This is a genomic window from Aliiroseovarius sp. S1123 (assembly GCF_023015885.1).
Lineage (GTDB): Bacteria > Pseudomonadota > Alphaproteobacteria > Rhodobacterales > Rhodobacteraceae > Aliiroseovarius.
Window position 1 is genome coordinate 278,745 of the sequence record NZ_JALKBE010000002.1, and the last position, 22,429, is coordinate 301,173.

The following is a 22,429-nucleotide window of genomic DNA, read 5'->3' on the forward strand; positions in this document are numbered from 1 at the left end:
AGGCACCAGCATTCGGATAACACAGCTTATCTGCTTGCAAAAAGCGCTGACAATCGTCAGCGCTTTTTTCTTTTTACCACTTGGCACAGAGCAAAAAGGACAGTTGGTTGCGCACGAAAAAGGCCGGTCAATTTGACCGGCCTTTAATTTTCTATCATGCCTAGAGCGTGCGCCCTGCCCTGTGGGTCTTAGCCCTTAACTGCAGCAGCGACTTCAGCAGCGAAATCGACTTCTTCTTTTTCGATGCCTTCGCCAACTTCCATACGCACGTAGCCGACAATCTCGGCACCGGCTTCTTTGGCAGCGGCTTCAACAGTCAGATCGGGGTTGATGACGAAGTCTTGGCCCAGCAGGGTCACTTCTGCCAGGAACTTCTTCATGCGGCCCTTGATCATGTTCTCGATGATGTTTTCGGGCTTACCGCTTTCACGTGCTTGGTCGGTCAGAACCTGACGTTCTTTCTCGACCACGGCCGGATCCAGAGCATCTTCGTTCAGAGCCTGCGGGTTGGCAGCTGCGATGTGCATTGCAACCTGACGGCCAAATGCTTCGTCGCCACCGTTCATGGCAACCAGAACGCCGATTTTGCCCATGCCGTCGGTGACAGCGTTGTGCACATAGGTCACAACGTTTTCGCCTTCGACTGTGGCCATGCGGCGCAGCGACATGTTTTCGCCGATGGTGGCGATTTTGTCGGTGATGGTGGCTTCAACGGTTTTGCCGCCCATGTCAGCACCTTTCAGTGCGTCAACGTCAGCAACGGTCAAAGCCGCAGCTGCGATGCCCGATACCATGTCCTGGAACTCAGAGTTCTTCGCAACAAAGTCGGTTTCCGAGTTCACTTCGACAGCAACGCCTTTGCCACCGGCCACGGTCACAGCAACCAGACCTTCAGCGGCGGTACGGCCAGCTTTTTTGGCGGCTTTCGCCAGACCTTTGGTGCGCAGCCAGTCCTGAGCGGCTTCCATGTCGCCGTCGTTTTCGACCAGGGCTTTTTTCGCGTCCATCATGCCAACGCCGGTGGATTCACGCAGTTCTTTTACGAGTGCAGCAGTGATTGCCATGTCTCTACTCCTTGGGGTTCCAGCAGGGAGATAATCCCGCCGGGTATCAATTCAGTGACAGTTGCGCGGGCCAGTCCCCTGCCCCGCGCTTGCGGTCTGTCTTATTCTGCCGGAGCAGCTTCTTCAGCAACGGCTTCTTCTGCCATTGCTTCTTCCATCGCACCCAGGTCGAAACCAGCGGCACCCATCTGGGCGGTCATACCATCCAGAGCTGCACGAGCAGCCAGATCACAGTACAGGCCGATGGCGCGTGCTGCGTCGTCGTTACCCGGGATCATGTAATCCACGCCTTCCGGCGGGCAGTTGGTGTCGACGACAGCCACAACCGGGATACCCAGTTTGTTGGCTTCTGCGATGGCCAGGCTTTCTTTCTTCACGTCGATGACGAACAGCAGATCAGGAACACCGCCCATTTCGCGGATCCCGCCCAGCGAGGCTTGCAGTTTCTGCTGGTCACGTTCCATGCCCAGACGCTCTTTCTTGGTCAGGCCTTCAGCACCCGACGCCAGCTTCTCGTCCACCTCTTTCAGGCGGTTGATCGACTTCGAAACGGTCTGCCAGTTGGTCAGCGTGCCGCCCAGCCAGCGGTGGTTCATGTAGTACTGAGCCGACTTTTCAGCCGCATCAGCGATCGGGCCAGCGGCCTGACGTTTGGTGCCAACGAACAGTACGCGGCCACCTTTTGCAACGGTGTCGCGCACAGCGTTCAGTGCGGCGTCCAGCATCGGCAGGGTCTGTGTCAGGTCAAAAATGTGGATGCCGTTGCGCTCACCGTAGATAAACGGGGCCATACGGGGGTTCCAACGTTGGGTCTGGTGACCAAAGTGAACACCAGCTTCGAGCAGCTGGCGCAGCGAGAAATCAGGCAATGCCATTTCTATATCCTTTCCGGTTTCATCCTCGGCGCTGCGTTTCGAAGGTTGCCCTTCAACCGGTGGACGCGATGGGGATGTCTCCCCCATCGGCCCGCACAGCACCTGTGGTTTGTGAGCGCGCGTATATAGGGCGTATGCAGACCGTGCAAGTCTAAAACGACGACCTGCGGTCATGGCTTGTCCTTCCGCAGATTTCACGGCACAAAACCGGCATGACACAGAACATTCTTTGTATTGGCTCGGTTCTTTGGGACGTGATCGGGCGCACCCCGCACTCCATGCGCGTCGGCTCGGACGAACCGGGTCGAATTACCCGCCTGCCGGGTGGCGTTGCGATGAACATCGCGATGACGCTGCACCGGTTCGGACTTCGCTCGGCGCTGCTGACGGCCGTCGGACGGGATCGCGAGGGCGACGAACTGCTGGACGAATGCGCGGACCGCGGGATGAATACAGAGTTCATTTACCGCCCGGAAGATCTGCCCACGGATCGCTATATGGCCATCGAAGGACCGGAAGGTCTGATCGCGGCCGTAGCCGACGCGCATACGCTTGAAGCAGCCGGACGTGCGATCCTTGCCCCTTTAGAGGATGGTCGACTGGGAAGCGCCAACGCACCGTATTCAGGCACTATTGCGCTCGACGGCAACTTAACACGCGCGCTGCTAGACGATATCGCGACCCACGCCAGTTTCGCCCAAGCGGATCTGCGCGTGGCCCCGGCCAGTCCCGGCAAGGCGCGCCGTCTGGCCCCTTTGATGCGGCACCCAGGCGCAACGCTCTATGTTAACCGCGAAGAAGCCGGTTATCTGACCGAGGCCCAATATGACAGCGCAAGCTCAGCTGCACAGGGGCTTCTGGATGCAGGAGCGACGCGGGTATTGGTCACCGATGGCGGAAGCTTTGCTGCCGACGGCCATCACCAGCGTGGTGTGATCCATACCCCCTGCCCTTCGGTCCGCGTACGTCGGATTACCGGTGCGGGCGACACGTTCATGGCTGCCCATATCGCGGCCGAACTCGCCGGGAATTCTCCCACTGTCTCACTCGAGATGGCGCAAAAAACAGCCGCCCAATACGTATCAGGAGAAGACCTATGACCCTGCCTCTGCATTTCTCGGACGAGGTCGCCGCCGCCCGCGATACTGGCGCGCCAATTGTGGCGCTGGAAAGCACCATCATCACCCATGGCATGCCATTCCCGCAGAATGTCGAAACCGCCCGCGCGGTCGAAGCCGTCATTCGCGAAAACGGTGCCGTTCCGGCGACGATCGCCGTGCTGGACGGAAATCTGCACATTGGCCTCAATGACGCACAGCTGGATGCGCTGGGTCAGGCCAAGGGCGTGGCGAAACTGTCGCGCGCCGACATGGCCGCATGTATCGCAACCGGGCGCACCGGAGCCACCACCGTCGCTGCCACGATGATTGCAGCACATCTGGCCGGGATCGTGGTCTTTGCAACAGGAGGGATCGGCGGCGTGCACCGTGGCGCAGAGACGAGTTTCGACATCTCGGCTGACCTGCGCGAACTGTCGAAAACATCCGTAACCGTGGTGGCGGCAGGGGCCAAAGCCATTCTGGATCTGCCCAAAACGCTGGAAGTCCTGGAAACGCTTGGCGTTCCGGTCATTGCATATGGGCAAGATAGTTTCCCGGCTTTCTGGTCCCGCACATCGGACCTCGCAGCCCCGCTTCGTATGGACAGCGTCGATCAGATTGCCGCAGCAGCCAAAACGCGCGCCCTGATGGGGCTTGAGGGTGGGCAGTTGATCGCCAATCCAATCCCCGTCGAGGCTGAAATCCCGCGCGAAGTCATCACCCCAGTCATCGAAGAGGCGCTCGCCGCTGCTGAAGCTGACGGCATCTCGGCAAAAGGTGTTACGCCTTATTTGTTGGATCGCATTTTCCACGCCACCGATGGGGCGTCGCTGGAGGCCAACATTGCGTTGGTAAAGAACAATGCACGCCTTGCTGCAAAAATTGCGCGCTCTGTCGCAGGCGCTTGAAAACAAAAGGGCGGCCAAGCCGCCCTTTCCCATGCCAGAAAGCACAGTGTCTCCATGGCTTGAAGACTAGGCGCCAATCGCGATCTGCGAGTCCAACTCGACTGGATCCGGGTCTCGCAGCACATAACCACGTCCCCAAACGGTCTCGATATGGTTTTCCCCGCCGGTCGCGTTGGACAGCTTTTTCCGCAATTTGCAGATAAAAACGTCGATGATCTTCAGCTCTGGTTCGTCCATGCCGCCATATAGGTGGTTCAGGAACATCTCTTTCGTCAGCGTCGTCCCCTTGCGAAGCGACAGCAGTTCGAGCATTTGATATTCCTTGCCGGTCAAATGAACCGGACGACCACCCACATCAACGGTTTTTGCATCAAGATTGATCGAGACCTGGCCCGTTTTGATCACCGACTGTGAATGCCCCTTCGAGCGTCGGATAATCGCATGAATTCGGGCGATCAGTTCTTCGCGATGGAAGGGTTTCGTCATATAGTCGTCTGCGCCGAACCCGAAACCTTTGATCTTGTTTTCGGTATCGTCAGCTCCTGACAGGATCAGGATCGGCGTGTCAATCCGGGCCATACGCAACTGACGTAGAACTTCGTGTCCGTTCATGTCAGGCAGATTCAAATCGAGCAAAATAAGATCGTAATCATAAAGCTTTGCCAGATCGATCCCCTCTTCGCCCAAGTCTGTCGCATAGACGTTTAGGTTCGCATGTGTCAGCATCAACTCGATGCTACGCGATGTCGTCGGATCATCTTCAACAAGAAGGATTCTCATAATGGGTTTCTCCGCATCTGGTTCTGTCTTGGGTTGAACATTGCGTGAAATGGTTAATCGCAGGTTACCCTATGAGAACTTTTAGCGAATACTACCTATGGTTGTCTATATTTTTGTAGTTCTGTTGCTTTCAGAGCCGCTTCACCATGTGTTTCAACGGCCCGAAGCCACTCTTCAAGCTCTTCAACCGACAGATCATAGATCGAGCAGGCTTCGTCATGCGTCAAAAGCCCATACCGTATTCCCTTGACGACTCGCGCTTTTCGGCTGGCAACCCACCTGCGCGTGTCATGTGGTGGCAGATCTGCCCGCGTCATGATTGACCCATCAGGCAGTGTCACAGCACGCGGCCCCTCGATTTTTTTCAGATACATGATGAACCCTCACAGATAATCTGGGAAGACCATGCCCAGACAGGCTTAAAGATCTGTGAAGCGCCCCCTTGTTGTTCGTTCGAATTTTCCTATATTCCGATACGCTTCCATAAGGATCCCAACATGTCAGTTAATGCATCGGCCGTGCCCGCGCTGAATTCTCTTGGCTTTGCCAAATCTCCCGCCGAAACGCGGGTCGTCGTCGCGATGTCCGGCGGGGTGGACAGCTCGGTCGTAGCAGCCATGCTGGCCGAGGAAGGCTATGACGTGATCGGCGTAACGCTCCAGCTTTATGATCACGGTGCGGCGCTGGCCAAGAAAGGCGCCTGCTGCGCCGGGATCGACATTCATGATGCGCGCCGCGTGGCCGAGGATATGGGCTTCCCCCATTATGTCCTGGACTACGAGAATATCTTTCAGGATGCGGTGATCGAGGAGTTCGCCGACAGCTATCTGGGCGGCGCGACCCCTGTGCCGTGCATTCGTTGCAACGAACGAGTGAAGTTCAAAGACCTGCTGGAAACGGCACGTGATCTGGGTGCCGATTGCATGGCAACGGGCCACTATATCCAACGTGAGATGGGCAATATCGGTGCCGAACTGCATCGCGCGGCCGACCCCGTGCGCGATCAAAGCTACTTCCTGTTTTCCACCACGCCCGAGCAGCTGGATTATCTGCGTTTCCCCCTTGGCCACTTGAAGACCAAGGCTGAAACCCGTGAACTCGCTCGGAAATATGGACTAGAAGTCGCGGACAAACCCGACAGTCAAGACATCTGTTTCGTGCCCGACGGCAACTATGCCGGCGTGATCGAGAAGCTGCGCCCCGGCGCCGCCGAACCGGGTGAAATCGTTCATGTGGATGGCCGCGTGTTGGGCAAACACGAGGGCGTCATTCACTACACGATTGGTCAGCGCCGTGGCCTCGGTATCGGCGGCCTGTCTGAACCGCTCTATGTGGTGAAGCTGGACGTGGACAACAAACAGGTCGTTGTCGGCCCGAAAGAGATGCTCGCCACCCGTGTCGTTCCTGTTCGCGAGATCAACTGGCTGGGCGACGAGCCCTTCACCTCGCGCAAGGAATGGCATCTGGGCGTCAAAATCCGCTCGACTCGCCCCCCGCGCGAGGCGATCATCCGCCCGATCTCAGACACGGAAGCCGAAGTGGAATTGCTGACCCCCGAGGAAGGCGTCAGCCCCGGACAGGCCTGCGTGTTCTACGACACGGATGGCCCGCGCATCTTTGGCGGCGGATGGATCTGGCGCGGGTAAAGCGCTTCCACGAGACGGATACTTAAAGATGCGTTCAAATTCCCGTTCGAGCGAAGCGAGAGGCAGGGAATTTAAAGTCCGTCGAGCTTGGAAGGGCTAGCCAATCGCGACCAACACTGAGCGCGCCGCGCGTAGCCCCGGCGCCTCACCACCTTGTCCAAGGCGTTCCATCGTCACACGCATCGCCTCGTTCTGGGCTTCTGGCGCTTCCAGAACCGCCAACAACGCGGGCGTGATACGGTCTGGCGTACAGTCCTTCCCAAGAAATTCCGGGATCGCGCGGGTGTCCGAGACCAGATTGACCAGCGTTACCGTGTCGATCTTCAGCATCCGACCAATCAGGAAGCGGCTGAGCCAATTCATGTCATAAGCGATGACCATCGGGGTGTGCGCCGCAGCCAGTTCCAAGGACACAGTGCCCGAGGCCGCAAGCGCGACATCTGCGGCTTTGAACGCCGCGCGTTTGTCGTCCTGCTGTGCTGCGGGGATCAGGATGGGTGAGACAGACCATTTCGCGGTCTCTTCGCGCACAAGGTCCTCGACGCCCTGCGCCATGGGCAGCACCACTTGAAGGTCAGGTTTCGCTCGTTTGGCGTGGGCTATCACCTCGCCAAACCGCTCGGCCAGACGCGAGACTTCGCCCTTGCGCGAGCCCGGAAGGACCAGCAGAAGCGGTGCGTCCCCGATGCCGTGTGCGTCACGGAAGGCGTGCGCCGCAGCCTCATCTGCTTGCGGTTCGGCCACGACTGGATGCCCAACGAAGTCACAGCCCATGCCCGCGGCTTGCATATAAGGTGGCTCGAACGGCAACAACGCCAGCACATGGTCCACCCAGCGTGCCATCTTGGCGGCGCGTTTCGGGCGCCACGCCCAGACCGACGGGGCAACGTAATGCACGATCGGGATATCGTGGCCGAAGGTCTGGCCCTCGACTTCTTCTTCTTTCACGATCCGTGCCACGCGCAGGCAGAAATCCGGGCTGTCGATGGTGATCAAGACGTCCGGATCCGCCGCGACGACGGCCTCGGCGGTTTCGCGTATGCGGCGCTTCAGGTGAAAGTACTTCGGCGCGACTTCGGCAATTCCCATGATGGATAGCTCGGACATGGGAAAACGAGAGGTCAGCCCCTGCTCTTCCATTGCGGCACCGCCGATGCCAATGAATTCAACATCCGGGCGCAGGGTCTTCAAGCCTTCCATAAGAGCAGCGCCCAAACGGTCGCCGGATGGCTCGCCCGCGATCATGAAAACTTTCATGATTGCCCCTTCCGTACGTCCAAAAACAGATCATGCTCAGACAGCAAGCGTTCAACCTCGGCCCGTTCCAATACGATCACGCCTTCTTCCAACACGATCCCGCCCAGACCAGCCGCCGCCACCGCGCGCACTGTATCCGGTCCAATCGTCGGAATATCCATCCGCCCGTCCTGACCAGGCTTTGGACGTTTCACAAAGACGCCACGTGCCCCTTGTTTCAGGTGCTCGGGTGTCTGCCCCGCAAATGTCAGCAACGCGTTAGTGCCCTGAATGCTTTCAATGCCCAGACATTGTCCGCCTGCGATCACCACGCCCTGCGCAATGTCTTCGCCCGCCAATACGTCCAGCAACTTCCAGCCGCGATCTGCGTCTTCACGGTCCTGCGCGTCAGGCGCGCGACCGGTGTGACTGGCCTCGATGGCCAGCGCAGCGGTCACATCTGTGGCCCCAACGACGGTGAAGCCCTGTTCCTCGAATACTTCGGCCACAAGACGCAAAAGCGCGTCGTCGCCCTTGCCCAGAACGGCCTTCACCCGGGGAAACAACCCCAAAGTCACCCGATCCATACGCAGAGGGTTCAGCTTGGGCCGGTCCACCTTGCCCGCAAATACGACACGCACGACCCCTGCCCCGCGCATCGCTTTGAACAAGGCCCCCAGCTTTTCATAGCTCGCGGCTGCGTGCTCGAACCCATCGGGCACAGACACGTCAACGCCTTTGATCGTCACGAAAAGAGCATCCGGATTGGCCGCCGCGATCTGTTGCGGCAGCTCTCCGGTCCCGGCGATGATGGCGAGGCGATCCGACATGGCGATTATTTCGGCGTCAGGAAACCACGGTCGCTGTCGCCCGTGATGAACTCGACCATTTCGCGCACATAGGCGCTGTCGCTTTCCTCGCCCAAACGCGCCGCTCGTTCCTGAAACGAGCCTTCGCCCTGTTTCAGCATAAGGAAGGCCGCGCGCAAGGCGGTGATGTCCGCGCGATCTACGCCACGGCGCTTTAGGCCCACAAGGTTCAGGCCGTCCAGCTCTCCGCGTGGGCCTTGGACCAGAGCATGCGGCAACACATCGGCGGTGACCATCGAAAGCGCGCCAATAATGGCTCCGCGCCCGATGCGCACCCATTGGTGCAGTCCGGACAGACCGCCAACGATCACGTCATCCTCGATCACCACATGGCCTGCAACGGCCACGTTGTTCACCAAGATAACCTTGTTGCCGATCTGGGCATCATGCGCCACATGGCAGCCCGCCATGAACAACCCGTCATCGCCCACACGCGTGACATAACCGCCGCCAGCGGTGCCGGTGTTCATGGTGACATGCTCGCGAATCCGGTTGCGCTTGCCGATGATCAGCTTGGTGTTTTCACCCGCAAATTTCAGATCCTGCGGGATTTCACCGATGACCGAGAACGGAAAAACCACGGTATCGTCGCCAATCTCGGTTTCGCCCGTGACGACAACATGAGATTTCAGTTCAACACCTTTGCCCAGCTTGACCTGAGGCCCAACCGTGCAGAGAGGGCCAATCTGGCAATCCGCGCCAATGATAGCACCATCGTCAACAATGGCACTGGCATGGATCTTGGCCGAGGGATCAATCCCCATATTCAGCCCTTTCCAGCAGTGACGTCGATCATCGCCATAAACGTGGCGGTACAAGCGATTTCGCCATCAACCTTGGCGACACCGTCAAACTTCCACACCTTTGCGCCTCCGCGCACCGTGGTCACCTCCAGCTCAAGACGATCACCCGGAACCACTTTTCGGCGGAACTTGGCCGAGTCGATGCCCATGAAATAAACAACAGCTCCCGACCCAACCAGATCGAGCGAGAGCGACACCATCACCGCCGAGGTCTGTGCCATCGCTTCGATGATCGTCACGCCCGGCATGATCGGAAGACCCGGGAAGTGGCCTTGAAAATGCGGCTCGTTCATCGTGACCATCTTGATGCCACGGGCAAATTCACCCGCACGGATGTCTTCGACCTTATCGACCAGAAGGAAGGGATAGCGGTGGGGGATACATTCCTGAATAAGCTGAATATCAGCTGTGCTGGGCACGTCGACCATGTCTGTTTTTCCTTCTGTCCCGGCGCTTTTCACGCCTATTGTCTGACGTCACTGATTAACAGCCCTGCCAGAGCGAAACAATCCGATTCAATTGTTTCCGTCATCGTCGGGTGTGGCACTGTCCGTCGTTTCACCGGGTGCGGCATCCACGGGCTGAGCTTCCGGGTCGGTCGGATTGGTGATGCCGTCCCCAAGTTCTAGGTCAATCCGGCGAATGGCCAAATCCGTGATGTCGATGTTCTGTGTCGCCAGCAAAATTGCGCGGCGATCCAGGATCACCACGGCCCCAAGCTCGCGCACAATTTGACCCAAAATCGGTCCGATACGCTCGAAAAACGCGGACTGCTCGCGCTCCAGAACACGCACGAACTCTTGTTCGCGCTGTTGACCTTCAGCACGCAGCTCGTTGACTTTCTGGTCAAAAGCGTCGGCCAGAACACGAAACGAAGCGGGATCCAACGAGTCTCGCTGCTCGGTCAGCAGCTTCTCTTCTTCGGCCAGAGCTATTTCTGCTTCGCGGGTCTCTTGCGCCAAGCGTGCGCGTTCGACCTCGACCGTTGCAAGGACACGCTGGCCATATGCGGTGTCAGAAAACAGCCGTTGGCGGTCAATCGTGACAATCTGTGACACCGATTGCACAGCTTGCTGTGCTGTCGCAGCCTTGGGCATAGACACGCCAAACATCACCGCTGAGAGTGCCGCAATGCAGGCCACATGTCGAAAAAAAGTGCCCCGGTTCACCCGAGGCACTTCTTGATCAGAACTGAGCCGAGATTGTGAGCTCGAAGTTGTTTTCTTCGTCATAGCTTTCCTTGGCCAGAACCTTGGAGTAGTTGAAGCGCAGAGGACCGATCGGGGTATCCCAGAAAATCGATGCGCCGATGGACGACCGCAAATGCGCACTGTCATCAATGGTCCCGCCAAGCGTATCATCCAGCCCCCACAAAGAACCCGCATCTACAAACAGACCGCCTGTGATGCCGTATTCTTCCGGAAGCCCCAGCGGAAACTGTGCTTCAAGACGGGCAACGGCAAACATGTTGCCACCCAGAGTATCCTCGTTCGTCGCCGTCAGGTCGCGGGGACCAAGACCGTTGGTCGCGAAACCACGCAGCTTGGACGGGCCCAAGCGGAAGCGGTCGGTCACGCGTGAATTTGCGCCGTTCAGACTGGTCAGGAAGCCGCCCTCGACGGTCGCCGACAGTGTCACCTGATCGCTCCAAACCCGCGTAAGAGCCTGCGCCAGTGCAGTTGCACGCGCATACTGGTAATCCGCACCGATGCCACCAATGTCGCCATCCACTTGGAACAGATATCCGCGTTTGGGGTCCAACCCGGTCCGACGCGTGTCATAGCTATACGAGAAGCCAAGACCGCCACCGATCTGACGACCGCGTGCTTCATCCGCTTTCAGCAGGTCCGAACTGTCAGCGCTGACATCGGTGATCTCGGTTCCGTCAGCGTAGACCCGCAGACCGAGACGCGAATACTCGTTGATCGGGAACGCGATCGACGGACGGAACGCCAGCGAACGCGTGCTATAGAAGGACGAGGCCTGATCCGTGGACTGATAGTACGTCTCGATTGCAAACTCTAGATCGCGGCCCAAGAAAGCAGGCTCGGCGAATTTGAACGAGAAATCCGCACTGTCATCGGTGTTCTGGAAGCTGGCCGAAATAAACTGACCACGTCCCAGGAAATTCCGTTCGCTGAACGCAATGTTCAGACCGAACCCTTTCTCAAGACTGTATACACCACCCAGGCTCAACGAACCGGTCGGCGCTTCCTCGACATCCACGTCAATCACCACCTGATCCGGTGCCGAGCCCTGACGAGGCTCGACCTTCGTATCCGCGAAGAAGCCAAGAGCGCGCACACGTTCAGAGGCTTCGCGGATTTCGCGCGGGTTGAAGGGGTCGCCCTCAACCACACGGAATTGATCGCGAATGACGCGGTCCAGCGTGGTCGCGTTGCCTTCGATATCGATGCGCTCGACAATGATCCGCGGCCCGCGGGTCAGAACCAGCTCGATGTCCAAAATCTGATTGCGCTCGTCACGGGTGACACGCGGGTCGACGCGAATGAAATCCAGGCCTTTTTGAATGGCCAAACGCTCCAACCGGGCAATTGCATTGTCAAGTTGCGCAGGGCTAAACACGTTGCCAGACTTGATGCTTTGCGCCGCATGGAAGTCTTCTGCGTCAACACCGTCCACTTCGGATACTGTCGTGATCTCGCCGAAACGGAACTGCAGACCTTCTTGAACCTGGAATGTGATAAAGAACGCGTCGCGTTCGCGCGAGAACTCGCTGGTGACACCGGTGGTTTTGAAGTCAACATACCCGCGCGATAGATAGAAATCCTTCAGGACCTGTTTATCAAACTCGATCCGTTCGGGAACATAGGAATCGCGTTGGATCAACGCGCGCAGAATGCCGGCCTGCTTGGTTTCCAGAACCCGACGCAGTCGCGCATCCGAGAACTTGCGGTTGCCGACAAAGGACAGACGTTCGATTTCGGTGTTCTTGCCTTCAACCACCTCGAACACCAGATCCACGCGGTTGTTGGCGCGCCGGATGATCTTGGGCGTGACTTGTGCGGCCAAGCGGCCTTGCGCCTGATATACTTCGACGATGGTCTGCACGTCCTGCTCGGCCGTTGCCGGGCTGAACACCTGGCGCGGCTTCGATTTCAGCAGATCTTCGAAGATCTCATCCTTGACCTTGCGGTTTCCTTCCACGGACACGACGTTGATGGTCGGATACTCGCGAACTTGCACGACCAGAACATTGCCGCGGGGGATGACTTTGACGTCTTCGAAAAGACCGGACGCAACAAGGCGCTGATAACCGTCATTCAGCTGGGCTGCGCTGACCGTCTCACCCTGGGCGATTCCCAAATAGGATAGGATGGTTGCAGCCTCGATCCGCTGCGTGCCTTCGATCTCGACCTTAGAAAACGAATAGGTCTGTGCCTGAGCTGGCATCGGGACGGTGGCAGCCCCCCCTGAAATTGCAAGGAAAATAGCCAATCCACTGCTGCTGGCCAGTCCTTTTAGCGCTTTGAATGCGGTTGTCCCGGCTGCGCTGCCAGACCCCTCAAAAAATGCCATGTTTCAATCTTTCTTTAGACATCCCAGTGTCCACGTGGATAAGGGGTCAGTACCGCCTTGTCAAAGCGCGAAACACGGTGTTCGCAAGGTGTTGCACATCTGGCCGCCTTGGGGCGCAAATCCTGCTCTGATCAGGCTTTCTTTTCTTGCGCCCTGGCTTCTTTCACCTTCACCGCCAAATCCTGCGCAATGGCAAAGGCCCCACGGATTTTGTCCGAGGTTTTGCGCCAGTCCCGACGCACCACGATCTTGTTGTCGCGTACCTTCGCCAGACCGTTCTGCGCTTGAATGAATTCAACCAATCCGACAGGAGAGGCGAACTTGTCGTTATGGAACTGGATCGTGGCCCCTTTCGGTCCGCCATCCAGCTTCGCAATGCCTGCGCGCTTACACATGCCCTTGATGCGCACGATCAGCATCAGGGTGTTCACCTCTTTCGGCAGCGGGCCGAAACGGTCGATCAGTTCGGCCGCAAATCCTTCCAGCTCTACCTTCTTAGACAAAGACGACAGGCGGCGATAAAGGCCAAGACGCACATCAAGATCTGGTACGTAACTATCTGGGATCAATACCGGAACACCCAGGTTGATCTGCGGCGCCCAACCGGTATCAGCCTCGGACAAGCCTTCCAATTGACCAGACTTGATCTTGGCAATCGCCTCTTCCAGCATCTGCTGGTAAAGCTCATAGCCCACTTCGCGCATCTGGCCGGATTGTTCTTCGCCCACCAGATTGCCCGCGCCGCGAATGTCCAAATCCTGGCTGGCCAGCGTGAACCCAGCCCCAAGCGTATCCAGAGACCCCAGCACCCGCAGCCGTTTCTGCGCGGTCTGCGTCAAAGGCACACGGGGTTTCGTGGTCAGATAGGCATAGGCACGGGTTTTCGAGCGGCCCACCCTACCCCGGATCTGGTAAAGCTGCGCCAGACCGAACATGTCCGCGCGGTGCACGATCATCGTATTGGCAGTCGGAATGTCGATCCCGCTCTCGACAATGGTGGTCGCCAGAAGCACGTCATACTTGCCGTCATAGAAGGCGTTCATGCGGTCGTCCAACTCGCCCGCCGCCATCTGTCCGTGGGCGACAACAAAGCTGACCTCCGGCACGTGGTCTTTCAGGAACGCCTCGATGTCCGGGATGTCCTTGACGCGCGGCACAACATAGAAGCTCTGCCCGCCGCGATAATGTTCGCGCAACAGCGCCTCGCGGATCGTGACGCCGTCGAATTCCGAGACATAGGTGCGGATCGACAGGCGATCGACAGGCGGCGTGCCGATGATCGACAAGTCCCGAACGCCAGACAGCGACATCTGCAGCGTGCGCGGGATCGGCGTGGCCGAGAGCGTCAGGACGTGCACGTCGGAACGCAACTCCTTCAGGCGTTCCTTATGGTTCACACCAAAACGCTGTTCTTCGTCGACGATCAGCAGACCGAGGTTTTCGAACCGCACATCCTTTGCCAGCAGCGCATGGGTGCCGACGACAATGTCCATGGTGCCGCGCGACATGCCCTCGCGGGTGCGTTTCGCTTCGGCCTGCCCCACGAACCGTGACAGCTGTCCGACATTGATCGGGAAGCCCCGGAACCGTTCTGAGAAGCTTTTGAAATGCTGGCGCGCAAGCAAAGTCGTGGGCGCGATCACGGCGACTTGCTGGCCGGACATGGCTGCCACAAAGGCCGCGCGCATAGCGACTTCGGTTTTACCAAAGCCCACATCCCCGCAGATCAAGCGATCCATCGGTCGACCCGAGGCCAGATCCTCGATCACGTCCTCAATCGCAGATAGCTGATCGTCTGTTTCCTGATAGGGGAAGCGCGCCGAGAACTCTTCCCACGCGTGATGCGGGGCTTCTAGCAAAGGCGCCTTGCGCAGCTCGCGTTCAGCAGCCAGCCGGATCAGCTTGTCCGCGATCTCGCGGATGCGCTCTTTCAGCTTGGCTTTCTTGGCCTGCCACGCGCCGCCGCCGAGTTTATCCAGAAGGCCCGTATCTTGGCCGAACTTGGACAGTAGCTCGATGTTTTCAACCGGCACAAACAGGCGATCCCCGCCGGCATACTCCAGCGCCAGACATTCATGGGGGGCGCCCATCGCCGTGACGGTTTCCAGCCCATTATATTTGCCGACCCCGTGGTCCACGTGCACAATCAGGTCACCAGGCGACAGGCTTTGCGCTTCGGTCAGGAAGTTTTCGGCACGGCGTTTGCGCTTGGGCGCGCGGATCAGGCGGTCGCCCAGAACGTCCTGCTCCGAGATCACCGTTAGCCCCGGCCCCTCGAAGCCGTGCTCCAACGCCCAGACCGCCAGATAAATCCCGCCAGCTTTGTCCGGTACATCGCGAAAATTAGTGATCATCTGACTTGTGATCACACCCTCATCAGCCAGCAGACCTTGAAGCCGCTCCCGTGCACCTTCGGAATAGGATGCCACGACGACAGATGCCTCATGCTTTGCTTCAATATGATCCGCGAGAGACTTGAAAAGGTTGACATTCTCTTGCTGTCGTTCAGGCGAGAAGTTGCGCCCAATCCGGCCGCCGCCATCCACAACGCCCGCGCCCGTAGGCTGCGGCAATGCCGTCAATTGCACAACGCGACGTCCATCCAACGCCGTGGCCCAGGCGGGATCATCCAGATACAGAAGCTCCGGCGGACAAGGCTTATAGACACTGTCCATCCGGTTCTTCGCATTCATCGCGATCTTGCGGGTCTCGTATTGATCGGTGATCGACTCCCACCGGGCAAGGCGTGCGGGGTCCAACCCGTCATCCAGCATAACGGACGCGTCGGGCAGATAATCAAACACGGTTTCCAGCTCTTCATGGAAAAACGGCAACCAGTGCTCGATCCCCTGATGCTTGCGTCCTGCCGACACGGCCTCGTACAGCGGATCATCCGACCCGGCCGCGCCGAATTCGATTCTGTAGTTCTGACGGAATCGCGTGATTGCGGTGTCATCCAGAATAACTTCCGAGACCGGGGCAAGTTCGACCCCTTTCAGGCTTTCCGTCGTGCGTTGGGTCGCGGGATCAAAGCGGCGCACACCGTCAAGAACGTCTCCGAACAGATCCAGACGCACAGGGCCGCTTTCCCCCGGCGGGAAAATGTCGATTATGCCCCCGCGCACAGCGAAATCCCCCGGTTCCATCACAGTTGGGGACTGAGAAAAGCCCATACGCACCAGAAATCCGCGCAGCGCATCCACGTCCAGCAACTGATCGACGTTGGCGACAAAGCTGGCCTCGGCCAATGTCGCGCGGGCAGGCAAGCGCTGGGTGACAGCGTTCAGCGTGGTCAGAAGGACAAACCGGCCCTTGATCTGGCCCGTCGCCAACCCCGCCAGTGTCGCCATCCGGGCGGCAGACACGTCAGCATTGGGGGACACCCGATCAAACGGCAAGCAATCCCATCCGGGAAAGGTGACGCAAACAACATCCGGCGCAAAAAAACGAAGTGCCGCCTGCATCGCCGCAAGTCGCTTTTCATCCCGCGCCACGTGGACAACCGGCCCGCCAGACCTGTCGAGCTCCTTTATTACAAGGGTCGCGTCAAAGCCCTCGGGGGCGCCAGAAAGAATAAGCTTGTCCATGCGGCGGATGTATCCGTGCAGCTAGGGCCACGCAAGAGCCGGGTCGGTCGGGATTACCTTAATACGCCATTGGCAAGGTTGTGATTCATGCCCCAAAGAGCGGTGATCAGGATGGCCACCATCCCGATCAGTTGCACCAGCAAGCGATGCCGCAGCAAATACCGGCGCAAGGCTTCGCCTTCAAGCGCTTGGCTTTGGATTGTTATGGCCGTTCGCGCGGACATTAGCCCGACGAACACCATGGGAAACATTAACAGGAATACAGCTTGGGCAAACTCCACGCCGTACCAGAACCCCAGAATAACCAGAGATGACAAGATGGCCGAGGCAACCGCGATCAAGGACATCCCCGATTGCTCGGACAGCGATGTGATGCGGTTGCAGTTCACACGCACGATGGTCTCAAGGTCCTCTTGCGCCTCGCCTTCGATGCGGCCCGCGCGTTGGATCATGTCATAGGGCACGCCCATCACCCAATAGCTGGCCATAGACCACGCCACCGCAAGGCCAATCCAGTACCACAGGTTGGAAAAGGACCGCATATCAATGATTTCGAAAAGGGTGGCGTAAAGATCCAAACTTGGTCCTCTGTTGGCGGTCTGGTTGCGCTTCACCCTAGCGTCGGGGTGGATCGTGTGCCAGCGGGAACAGCTTTCGAAACGGAAAATTGCGGACTTGTGAACTTGTCGGACCCGTGGCAGGTAGTTTCAGATCACTTTTATGGCCCTCACACGGCCACGCCCAGCCAAGGAGAGCCTTGTGAGCCGCATTCCTCAGCCCAATACAGTCGCCCCCTTCCCCGCCACGCGCCTGCGCCGCACGCGATCGTCCGGCGCGTTGCGCGATCTGGTGCGGGAAAACACGCTGACGGCGGCGGATCTGATCTGGCCGGTCTTCGTGGTCGAAGGCGTGAATGTAGAACAAGAGATCCCCTCGATGCCCGGTGTCACACGGAAATCGGTAGATCTGGTGGTGAAAGCCGCGAAAGAGGCGCATGCGCTGGGAATCCCGGCGATTTGCATCTTTCCCTACACCGATCCCGCGCTGAAGACCGAGGCCTGCGAAGAGGCCTGGAACCCTGATAACCTGTCGAACCGCGCCATTCGCGCCATCAAGGCCGAGGTGCCTGAGATCGCCGTAATGACCGACATCGCGCTGGACCCCTATAACGCCAATGGCCATGACGGGATCGTTCGGGGTGGTGAGATCGTGAATGACGAAACGGTCGAGGCTTTGGTCAAGATGGCGTTGGCACAGGCCGAAGCCGGGGCAGACATTCTTGGACCGTCAGACATGATGGACGGACGTATCGGCGCGATGCGTACGGCGATCGAGGCCGCCGGGTATCATAACCTCACCATCATGAGCTATACCGCGAAATATGCGAGCGCCTTCTATGGCCCGTTCCGCGACGCGGTCGGGGCCTCGGGCGCGCTGAAAGGCGATAAGAAGACCTATCAGATGGACCCCGCCAACAGTGACGAGGCGATGCGTCTGGTCGAACGCGACCTGCAAGAAGGCGCGGATATGATCATGGTCAAGCCGGGCATGCCCTATCTGGACATCTGCCGCCGCGTGAAAGACAGCTTTGGCGTGCCGACCTTCGCCTATCAGGTCTCGGGCGAATACGCGATGCTGATGGCGGCATCGCAGAACGGCTGGCTGGACGGCGACAAGGTGATGGCCGAAAGCCTGATGGCGTTCAAACGCGCGGGCTGTGATGGCATCCTGACCTACTTTGCGCCCCGCATGGCACGCCTTCTGGCAGAAGGCTAACCCTGCGGTCTGCACCGGCGATTTTCCGCAGCACGCCTTACTTCTAGGTGACAGCCCGCGCGTGATCCGCTATATTTTGTGCCAAAGCGGACACAGATCCGCGTTCGAGCAACCCGGTCGATCACATGCCTTGGCGGTATGGCGACCCAGCATGAGGCATAAAGGCAAAAACATGCAGATTTCGAAATTTACTCGTCGTGGGATTCTGGCTGGTCTCGTTGGTGCTGGCATGGCACTGGCGGCTTGTGATAACAGCGTCGGCTCCAGCGGTGGTGCGCGGATCGACGCGCGGGCCGATAGCGCGCTGTCCTATCTCTACAACCGCTATCCTGATGCACGTCAATTGGCCGAGCGCTCCTCGGGGCAACTGGTGATGCCCTTGGTGACCGAAGCCGGATTTGGCCTTGGCGGTGCCTATGGGCGCGGCGCACTGCGCATCAATGGCGTAACGGTGGATTATTACGCGTTGACGCAAGCCAGTGCAGGCTTGCAAATCGGCGCCCAGCAGTTCGCCCATGTCCTGTTCTTCATGACCGATGAAGCGCTGCAGGATTTCCGCTCGGATGCGGGTTGGGTTGCCTCGGCTGACATCAAATACGCATTCCAGAACGAAGGCGACCGTTTGACCGCTGATACGATTACCGCATCTTCACCGGTTGTGGCCGTTGTGTTTGGTCAGGCTGGATTGATCGCAGGCGCCTCGATCGAAGGTGCGAAATACACGCGGGTCATTCCCTGATCCGACGCACATCCCCAAAAACTTAGGGCGGCCCCAGAGGCCGCCCTTTTCATTTAGTCTAGCGCCCGCAGCCGCTTGATCAGACTGGACGTGTCCCAACGCCCGCCACCAAGCTTCTGCACATCCTTATAGAACTGATCGACCAGCGCTGTGACCGGCAGGCTGGCACCATTTTCATTGGCCGTGTTCAGGCAAATCCCCAGATCCTTGCGCATCCAATCCACTGCAAACCCGTGGTCAAAGTGGTCATCCGCCATGGTCGCGTGCCGGTTCACCATCTGCCAGCTGCCCGCGGCGCCACCTTGGATCACGTCGACAACCTCGCGCAGGTCCAGCCCGGCTTTCTCGGCAAAGTGCAGGCCTTCCGACAGCCCCTGAACCAGTCCTGCGATACAGATCTGGTTGACCATCTTGGTCAACTGCCCCGCGCCACTTTCGCCAAGCCGTTTTACCGTACGGCCATAGGCCTGCATGATTGGCTCGGCCGCGTCATAGGCAGCCTGATCGCCACCGCACATAATGGACAACACGCCATTCTCGGCCCCGGCCTGACCGCCGGATACAGGCGCATCCACGAAGGACACGCCTGTGGCTTTGGCGTCCGCATAGAGTTCACGTGTCACAGCGGCCGACACCGTGGTGTGATCCACAAAGATTGCACCGTCTACCATGCCGGCCAAAGCGCCCTGATCCCCCAGCACCACCGAGCGCAAATCGTCATCATTGCCCACGCAGGTCATGACAAAATCCGCGCCCATCGCCGCCTCGCGCGGGGTCGACGCCCATTTGCCGCCATATTCCTTGGCCCAAGCCTCGGCCTTGGCCGTCGTGCGGTTGTACACCGTGACCTCGTGGCCTTGCGCAACAAGGTGACCCGCCATCGGATAGCCCATCACGCCCAAGCCTAAAAACGCACATTTTGCCATACCAAGACCCTTTCGTTGAATTCCCATTCAGTTCACAGTAGTTACCGCTCACGAGGGCAAGTTCAACCTGCGTTTCGGGCGACAGGGACAGAAATTAGGTTTGCATATGGGCAAAATCATACTGTGGATGATCCGCGGCACCGCTGCTTTGGTCGGGTTGGCCGTCGCGATTATGGGGCTGGTCTATTATCTGGCGTCACAGTCGCTGCCCGACTATGACGTGACCCGCGAAACACCCGGCATCACCGCCCCGGTCGAGATCATCCGCAACAATGCCAACATCCCGCATATCATAGGCGAGAATGACAGCGATGTGTTCTTCGGCCTTGGCTATGTCCATGCACAGGACCGCCTGTGGCAGATGATGATAATGCGCCGCACCGTGCAAGGGCGTCTGTCCGAAATGTTCGGCCCGCGCACCTTGAAAACGGACGAACTGATGCGGCGTCTGGACCTCTACACGCTCGCGCGTGGATCGCTGCAGTATCAGGACGAGGATACCAAGGCAGCGCTTTCGGCCTATGCGTCTGGCGTGAACGCCTATCTGGCGCGGGTGAATTCCGAAGCTCTGGGCCGCGGCGCACCCGAGTTTTTCCTGTTCTCAAACGAAATCTCGCCGTGGCAGCCGGTGGATAGCCTCGCCATCCTGAAGCTGATGGGCGTGCAACTGGCAGGTCAATTGGAAGAGGAAGTCCTGCGCGCCCGTGTCTCGCTTGCTCTGCCCGAGGATCGCGTGCGCGATATCCTGCCAGACATGCCGGGAACCGGCGTCGCCGCACTGCCGGAATACGCAGCATTGTTTGACGAGGACGTCCCGCGGTTTGCGGCCCTCGACGCTCAAGACCGTCCAGACCTCTGGCCCAGCCCCAAACGCGGCTTTGCAGGCGCATCGAACGGATGGGCGGCGGCGCCGACCCGCTCGGCGGCAGGCGGTACTCTGCTGTCCAATGATCCGCATCTTGGGTTCTCGGCCCCGTCGATCTGGTATCTGGCACGGCTAGAGCTCGGCACTGGCGGCGTGATTGGCGGGTCCATCCCCGGCATGCCTTTGATTATGGCCGGGCGGACCGACGGGTTTGGCTTTGGCATCACCTCGTCTTACCTCGATGATCAGGACCTGTTCCTTGAGAAGCTGAACCCGAACAACTTGGATGAAGTCCTTACCCCCGACGGTTACCGCCCCCTCAAAACGCGCGGGACGATTGTAAAAATTAAAGACGAAGCGCCGGTTACGCTAACCCTGCAATGGACGCCCAACGGGCCGATCCTGCCGTCCGAGATGTATGACCTTGGGCTGATCACGCCCGTGGGCCATGCGATGTCCCTGTCCTGGACGCTGCTGACCGATAAAGACCGCTCGATGAGCGCTGGGATCGGTTTGATGCGCGCGAAGACCGTGATGGATGGGATCGCCGCCGCCGCAGATTACGTCGCCCCCAGCTTGACCCTGACCATGGCAGACACGGATACGATCGCCATGAAGGTGATCGGCCAGATGCCGGGCCGTAGCCCGCGCCACCAGACGCAGGGCCGCATTCCCAGCCCGGGCTGGATCAAGGATAACCAGTGGGGCGTCCCATTCAGCTACAGCGCCAATCCGGAATTCGTGCAGCCCTCGGGCGGGATCCTAGGCAACACCAATAACAAGATCATCGACCGCGCCTTCCCTGCGCATATGAGCTTCAACTGGGGCGACAGCCAGCGCATTCAACGCTGGCAGCGCTTGATGCAGGCGCGCGAGGTGCATACGCGCGACAGTTTCATCGAAGCGCAGCTGGACAGCGTGTCGGTTACTGCGCGCACGCTGTTGCCACTGGTTGCAGCGGATCTCTGGTTCACCGGCGAAGCCGCACCGGTCGGGACCCCCCAACGAGCCCGCCAAGACGCGCTGTCCTTGCTGGCGGACTGGAATGGCGAGATGAGCGAGCACATGCCCGAGCCGCTGATTTACTCTGCATGGATGCGCGCCCTTCAGAACCGTCTGATCCGGGACGAGCTTGGTCCATTGGCCACAGCCTTCACCCATGTAGACCCGGTCTTTATGGAGCGTATCTATCGCGACGTGGACGGTGCGTCGGTCTGGTGCGACGTGATTCAATCCGCCGCGACCGAGACCTGTACCGACATCGCCCGCATTGCGCTGGATGACGCGCTGCTATGGCTGTCAGAAAACGCAGGCGGCAAACAGGAAAGCCTGCGCTGGGGGGATTATCACCAAGCCGTCCACAAACACGCTGTGCTGGGCGACGTGCCCTTCCTGAAGTGGTTCGTGAACATCCGTCAGTCGACCTCGGGCGGGGACAACACGCTGTTGCGCGGGCTGACCGCGGGCACGGGCCAGAACCCGTTCCAGAACGTCCACGGGGCCGCCTATCGTGGCGTCTATGACTTCTCGGATCCTGACAGCTCGCTCTTTGTAACGTCGACCGGACAATCAGGGCATCCTCTGTCACGCCACTATGATGACCTGGGCGAGCTGTGGCGACGGGGCGAGTTCACACCCATGTCTCTGGATCCCGATCTGGCACGGGCCGCAGCGGTCGGGGTCACAACGCTGGTTCCACGCCCCTAATCCCGCTT

General features: G+C 59.0%; 19 protein-coding genes. 6 read left to right on the plus strand and 13 right to left on the minus strand.

What is annotated here, in order from left to right; genetic code table 11:
• Nucleotides 1–188: 188 nt before the first annotated feature.
• A complete protein-coding gene (gene tsf / locus MWU53_RS04850; protein ID WP_247091012.1) occupies nucleotides 189–1,064 on the minus strand; it encodes a translation elongation factor Ts in 876 nt (291 codons plus the stop codon).
• 101 nt (nucleotides 1,065–1,165) lie between these two features.
• Entirely contained in the window at nucleotides 1,166–1,939 is a 774-nt protein-coding gene (gene rpsB / locus MWU53_RS04855) for a 30S ribosomal protein S2 (RefSeq protein ID WP_247091014.1), read from the minus strand.
• 212 nt (nucleotides 1,940–2,151) lie between these two features.
• Here rpsB and MWU53_RS04860 point away from each other — a divergent pair, with 212 nt between their 5' ends.
• Together MWU53_RS04860 and MWU53_RS04865 are read left to right on the plus strand one after the other, a co-directional pair.
• Entirely contained in the window at nucleotides 2,152–3,039 is an 888-nt protein-coding gene (locus tag MWU53_RS04860; protein WP_247091016.1) for a PfkB family carbohydrate kinase, read from the plus strand.
• Complete coding sequence (locus tag MWU53_RS04865) at nucleotides 3,036–3,947, plus strand: pseudouridine-5'-phosphate glycosidase (protein ID WP_247091018.1); 912 nt, start codon at nucleotides 3,036–3,038, stop codon at nucleotides 3,945–3,947. The genes MWU53_RS04860 and MWU53_RS04865 overlap by 4 nt, the downstream gene beginning before the upstream one ends.
• Nucleotides 3,948–4,013: 66 nt before the next feature.
• Here MWU53_RS04865 and MWU53_RS04870 read toward each other — a convergent pair whose 3' ends face one another.
• Entirely contained in the window at nucleotides 4,014–4,727 is a 714-nt protein-coding gene (locus MWU53_RS04870) for a response regulator transcription factor CtrA (protein WP_247091020.1), read from the minus strand.
• 95 nt (nucleotides 4,728–4,822) lie between these two features.
• Nucleotides 4,823–5,101, minus strand: a complete 279-nt coding sequence (locus tag MWU53_RS04875) for a DUF1153 domain-containing protein (protein ID WP_247091022.1) — start codon at nucleotides 5,099–5,101, stop codon at nucleotides 4,823–4,825.
• Between the two features lie 123 nt (nucleotides 5,102–5,224).
• On the opposite strand from MWU53_RS04875, the gene mnmA reads away from it, so the two are divergent.
• Nucleotides 5,225–6,373, plus strand: coding sequence for a tRNA 2-thiouridine(34) synthase MnmA (gene mnmA / locus MWU53_RS04880; protein ID WP_247091024.1), 1,149 nt, complete (start codon nucleotides 5,225–5,227; stop codon nucleotides 6,371–6,373).
• A 96-nt stretch (nucleotides 6,374–6,469) separates the two neighbouring features.
• Here mnmA and lpxB read toward each other — a convergent pair whose 3' ends face one another.
• The 8 genes from lpxB to MWU53_RS04920 form a co-directional block, all read right to left on the minus strand.
• A complete protein-coding gene (gene lpxB / locus MWU53_RS04885; protein WP_247091026.1) occupies nucleotides 6,470–7,630 on the minus strand; it encodes a lipid-A-disaccharide synthase in 1,161 nt (386 codons plus the stop codon).
• The gene (gene lpxI, locus MWU53_RS04890) at nucleotides 7,627–8,439 is read right to left on the minus strand and encodes a UDP-2,3-diacylglucosamine diphosphatase LpxI (RefSeq protein WP_247091028.1); all 813 of its coding nucleotides are present in this window, start codon (nucleotides 8,437–8,439) and stop codon (nucleotides 7,627–7,629) included. Before lpxI ends, lpxB begins: the two co-directional genes overlap by 4 nt.
• 5 nt (nucleotides 8,440–8,444) lie before the next feature.
• A complete protein-coding gene (gene lpxA, locus MWU53_RS04895) occupies nucleotides 8,445–9,242 on the minus strand; it encodes an acyl-ACP--UDP-N-acetylglucosamine O-acyltransferase (protein ID WP_247091030.1) in 798 nt (265 codons plus the stop codon).
• Nucleotides 9,243–9,244: 2 nt separating this feature from the next.
• The gene (fabZ, locus tag MWU53_RS04900) at nucleotides 9,245–9,709 is read right to left on the minus strand and encodes a 3-hydroxyacyl-ACP dehydratase FabZ (RefSeq protein ID WP_247091033.1); all 465 of its coding nucleotides are present in this window, start codon (nucleotides 9,707–9,709) and stop codon (nucleotides 9,245–9,247) included.
• Between the two features lie 87 nt (nucleotides 9,710–9,796).
• Entirely contained in the window at nucleotides 9,797–10,378 is a 582-nt protein-coding gene (locus tag MWU53_RS04905) for an OmpH family outer membrane protein (RefSeq protein WP_247091035.1), read from the minus strand.
• A gap of 88 nt (nucleotides 10,379–10,466) precedes the next feature.
• The gene (gene bamA, locus MWU53_RS04910; RefSeq protein WP_247091038.1) at nucleotides 10,467–12,821 is read right to left on the minus strand and encodes an outer membrane protein assembly factor BamA; all 2,355 of its coding nucleotides are present in this window, start codon (nucleotides 12,819–12,821) and stop codon (nucleotides 10,467–10,469) included.
• A 131-nt stretch (nucleotides 12,822–12,952) separates the two neighbouring features.
• Complete coding sequence (gene mfd / locus MWU53_RS04915; RefSeq protein WP_247091040.1) at nucleotides 12,953–16,408, minus strand: transcription-repair coupling factor; 3,456 nt, start codon at nucleotides 16,406–16,408, stop codon at nucleotides 12,953–12,955.
• Nucleotides 16,409–16,461: 53 nt separating this feature from the next.
• Nucleotides 16,462–16,986: a component of SufBCD complex gene (locus MWU53_RS04920; protein ID WP_247091042.1), complete on the minus strand. Its 525-nt coding sequence runs from the start codon at nucleotides 16,984–16,986 to the stop codon at nucleotides 16,462–16,464.
• A 181-nt stretch (nucleotides 16,987–17,167) separates the two neighbouring features.
• Between MWU53_RS04920 and hemB the strand changes: the two genes are divergently transcribed.
• Together hemB and MWU53_RS04930 are read left to right on the plus strand one after the other, a co-directional pair.
• Complete coding sequence (gene hemB, locus MWU53_RS04925; protein WP_247091044.1) at nucleotides 17,168–18,184, plus strand: porphobilinogen synthase; 1,017 nt, start codon at nucleotides 17,168–17,170, stop codon at nucleotides 18,182–18,184.
• 172 nt (nucleotides 18,185–18,356) lie between these two features.
• The gene (locus tag MWU53_RS04930) at nucleotides 18,357–18,923 is read left to right on the plus strand and encodes a YSC84-related protein (RefSeq protein ID WP_247091047.1); all 567 of its coding nucleotides are present in this window, start codon (nucleotides 18,357–18,359) and stop codon (nucleotides 18,921–18,923) included.
• 53 nt (nucleotides 18,924–18,976) lie between these two features.
• On the opposite strand, the gene MWU53_RS04935 is transcribed toward MWU53_RS04930, so the two are convergent.
• Nucleotides 18,977–19,849: an NAD(P)-dependent oxidoreductase gene (locus MWU53_RS04935; protein ID WP_247091049.1), complete on the minus strand. Its 873-nt coding sequence runs from the start codon at nucleotides 19,847–19,849 to the stop codon at nucleotides 18,977–18,979.
• Between the two features lie 106 nt (nucleotides 19,850–19,955).
• On the opposite strand from MWU53_RS04935, the gene MWU53_RS04940 reads away from it, so the two are divergent.
• Nucleotides 19,956–22,421: a penicillin acylase family protein gene (locus MWU53_RS04940; RefSeq protein ID WP_247091051.1), complete on the plus strand. Its 2,466-nt coding sequence runs from the start codon at nucleotides 19,956–19,958 to the stop codon at nucleotides 22,419–22,421.
• Nucleotides 22,422–22,429: the final 8 nt, after the last annotated feature.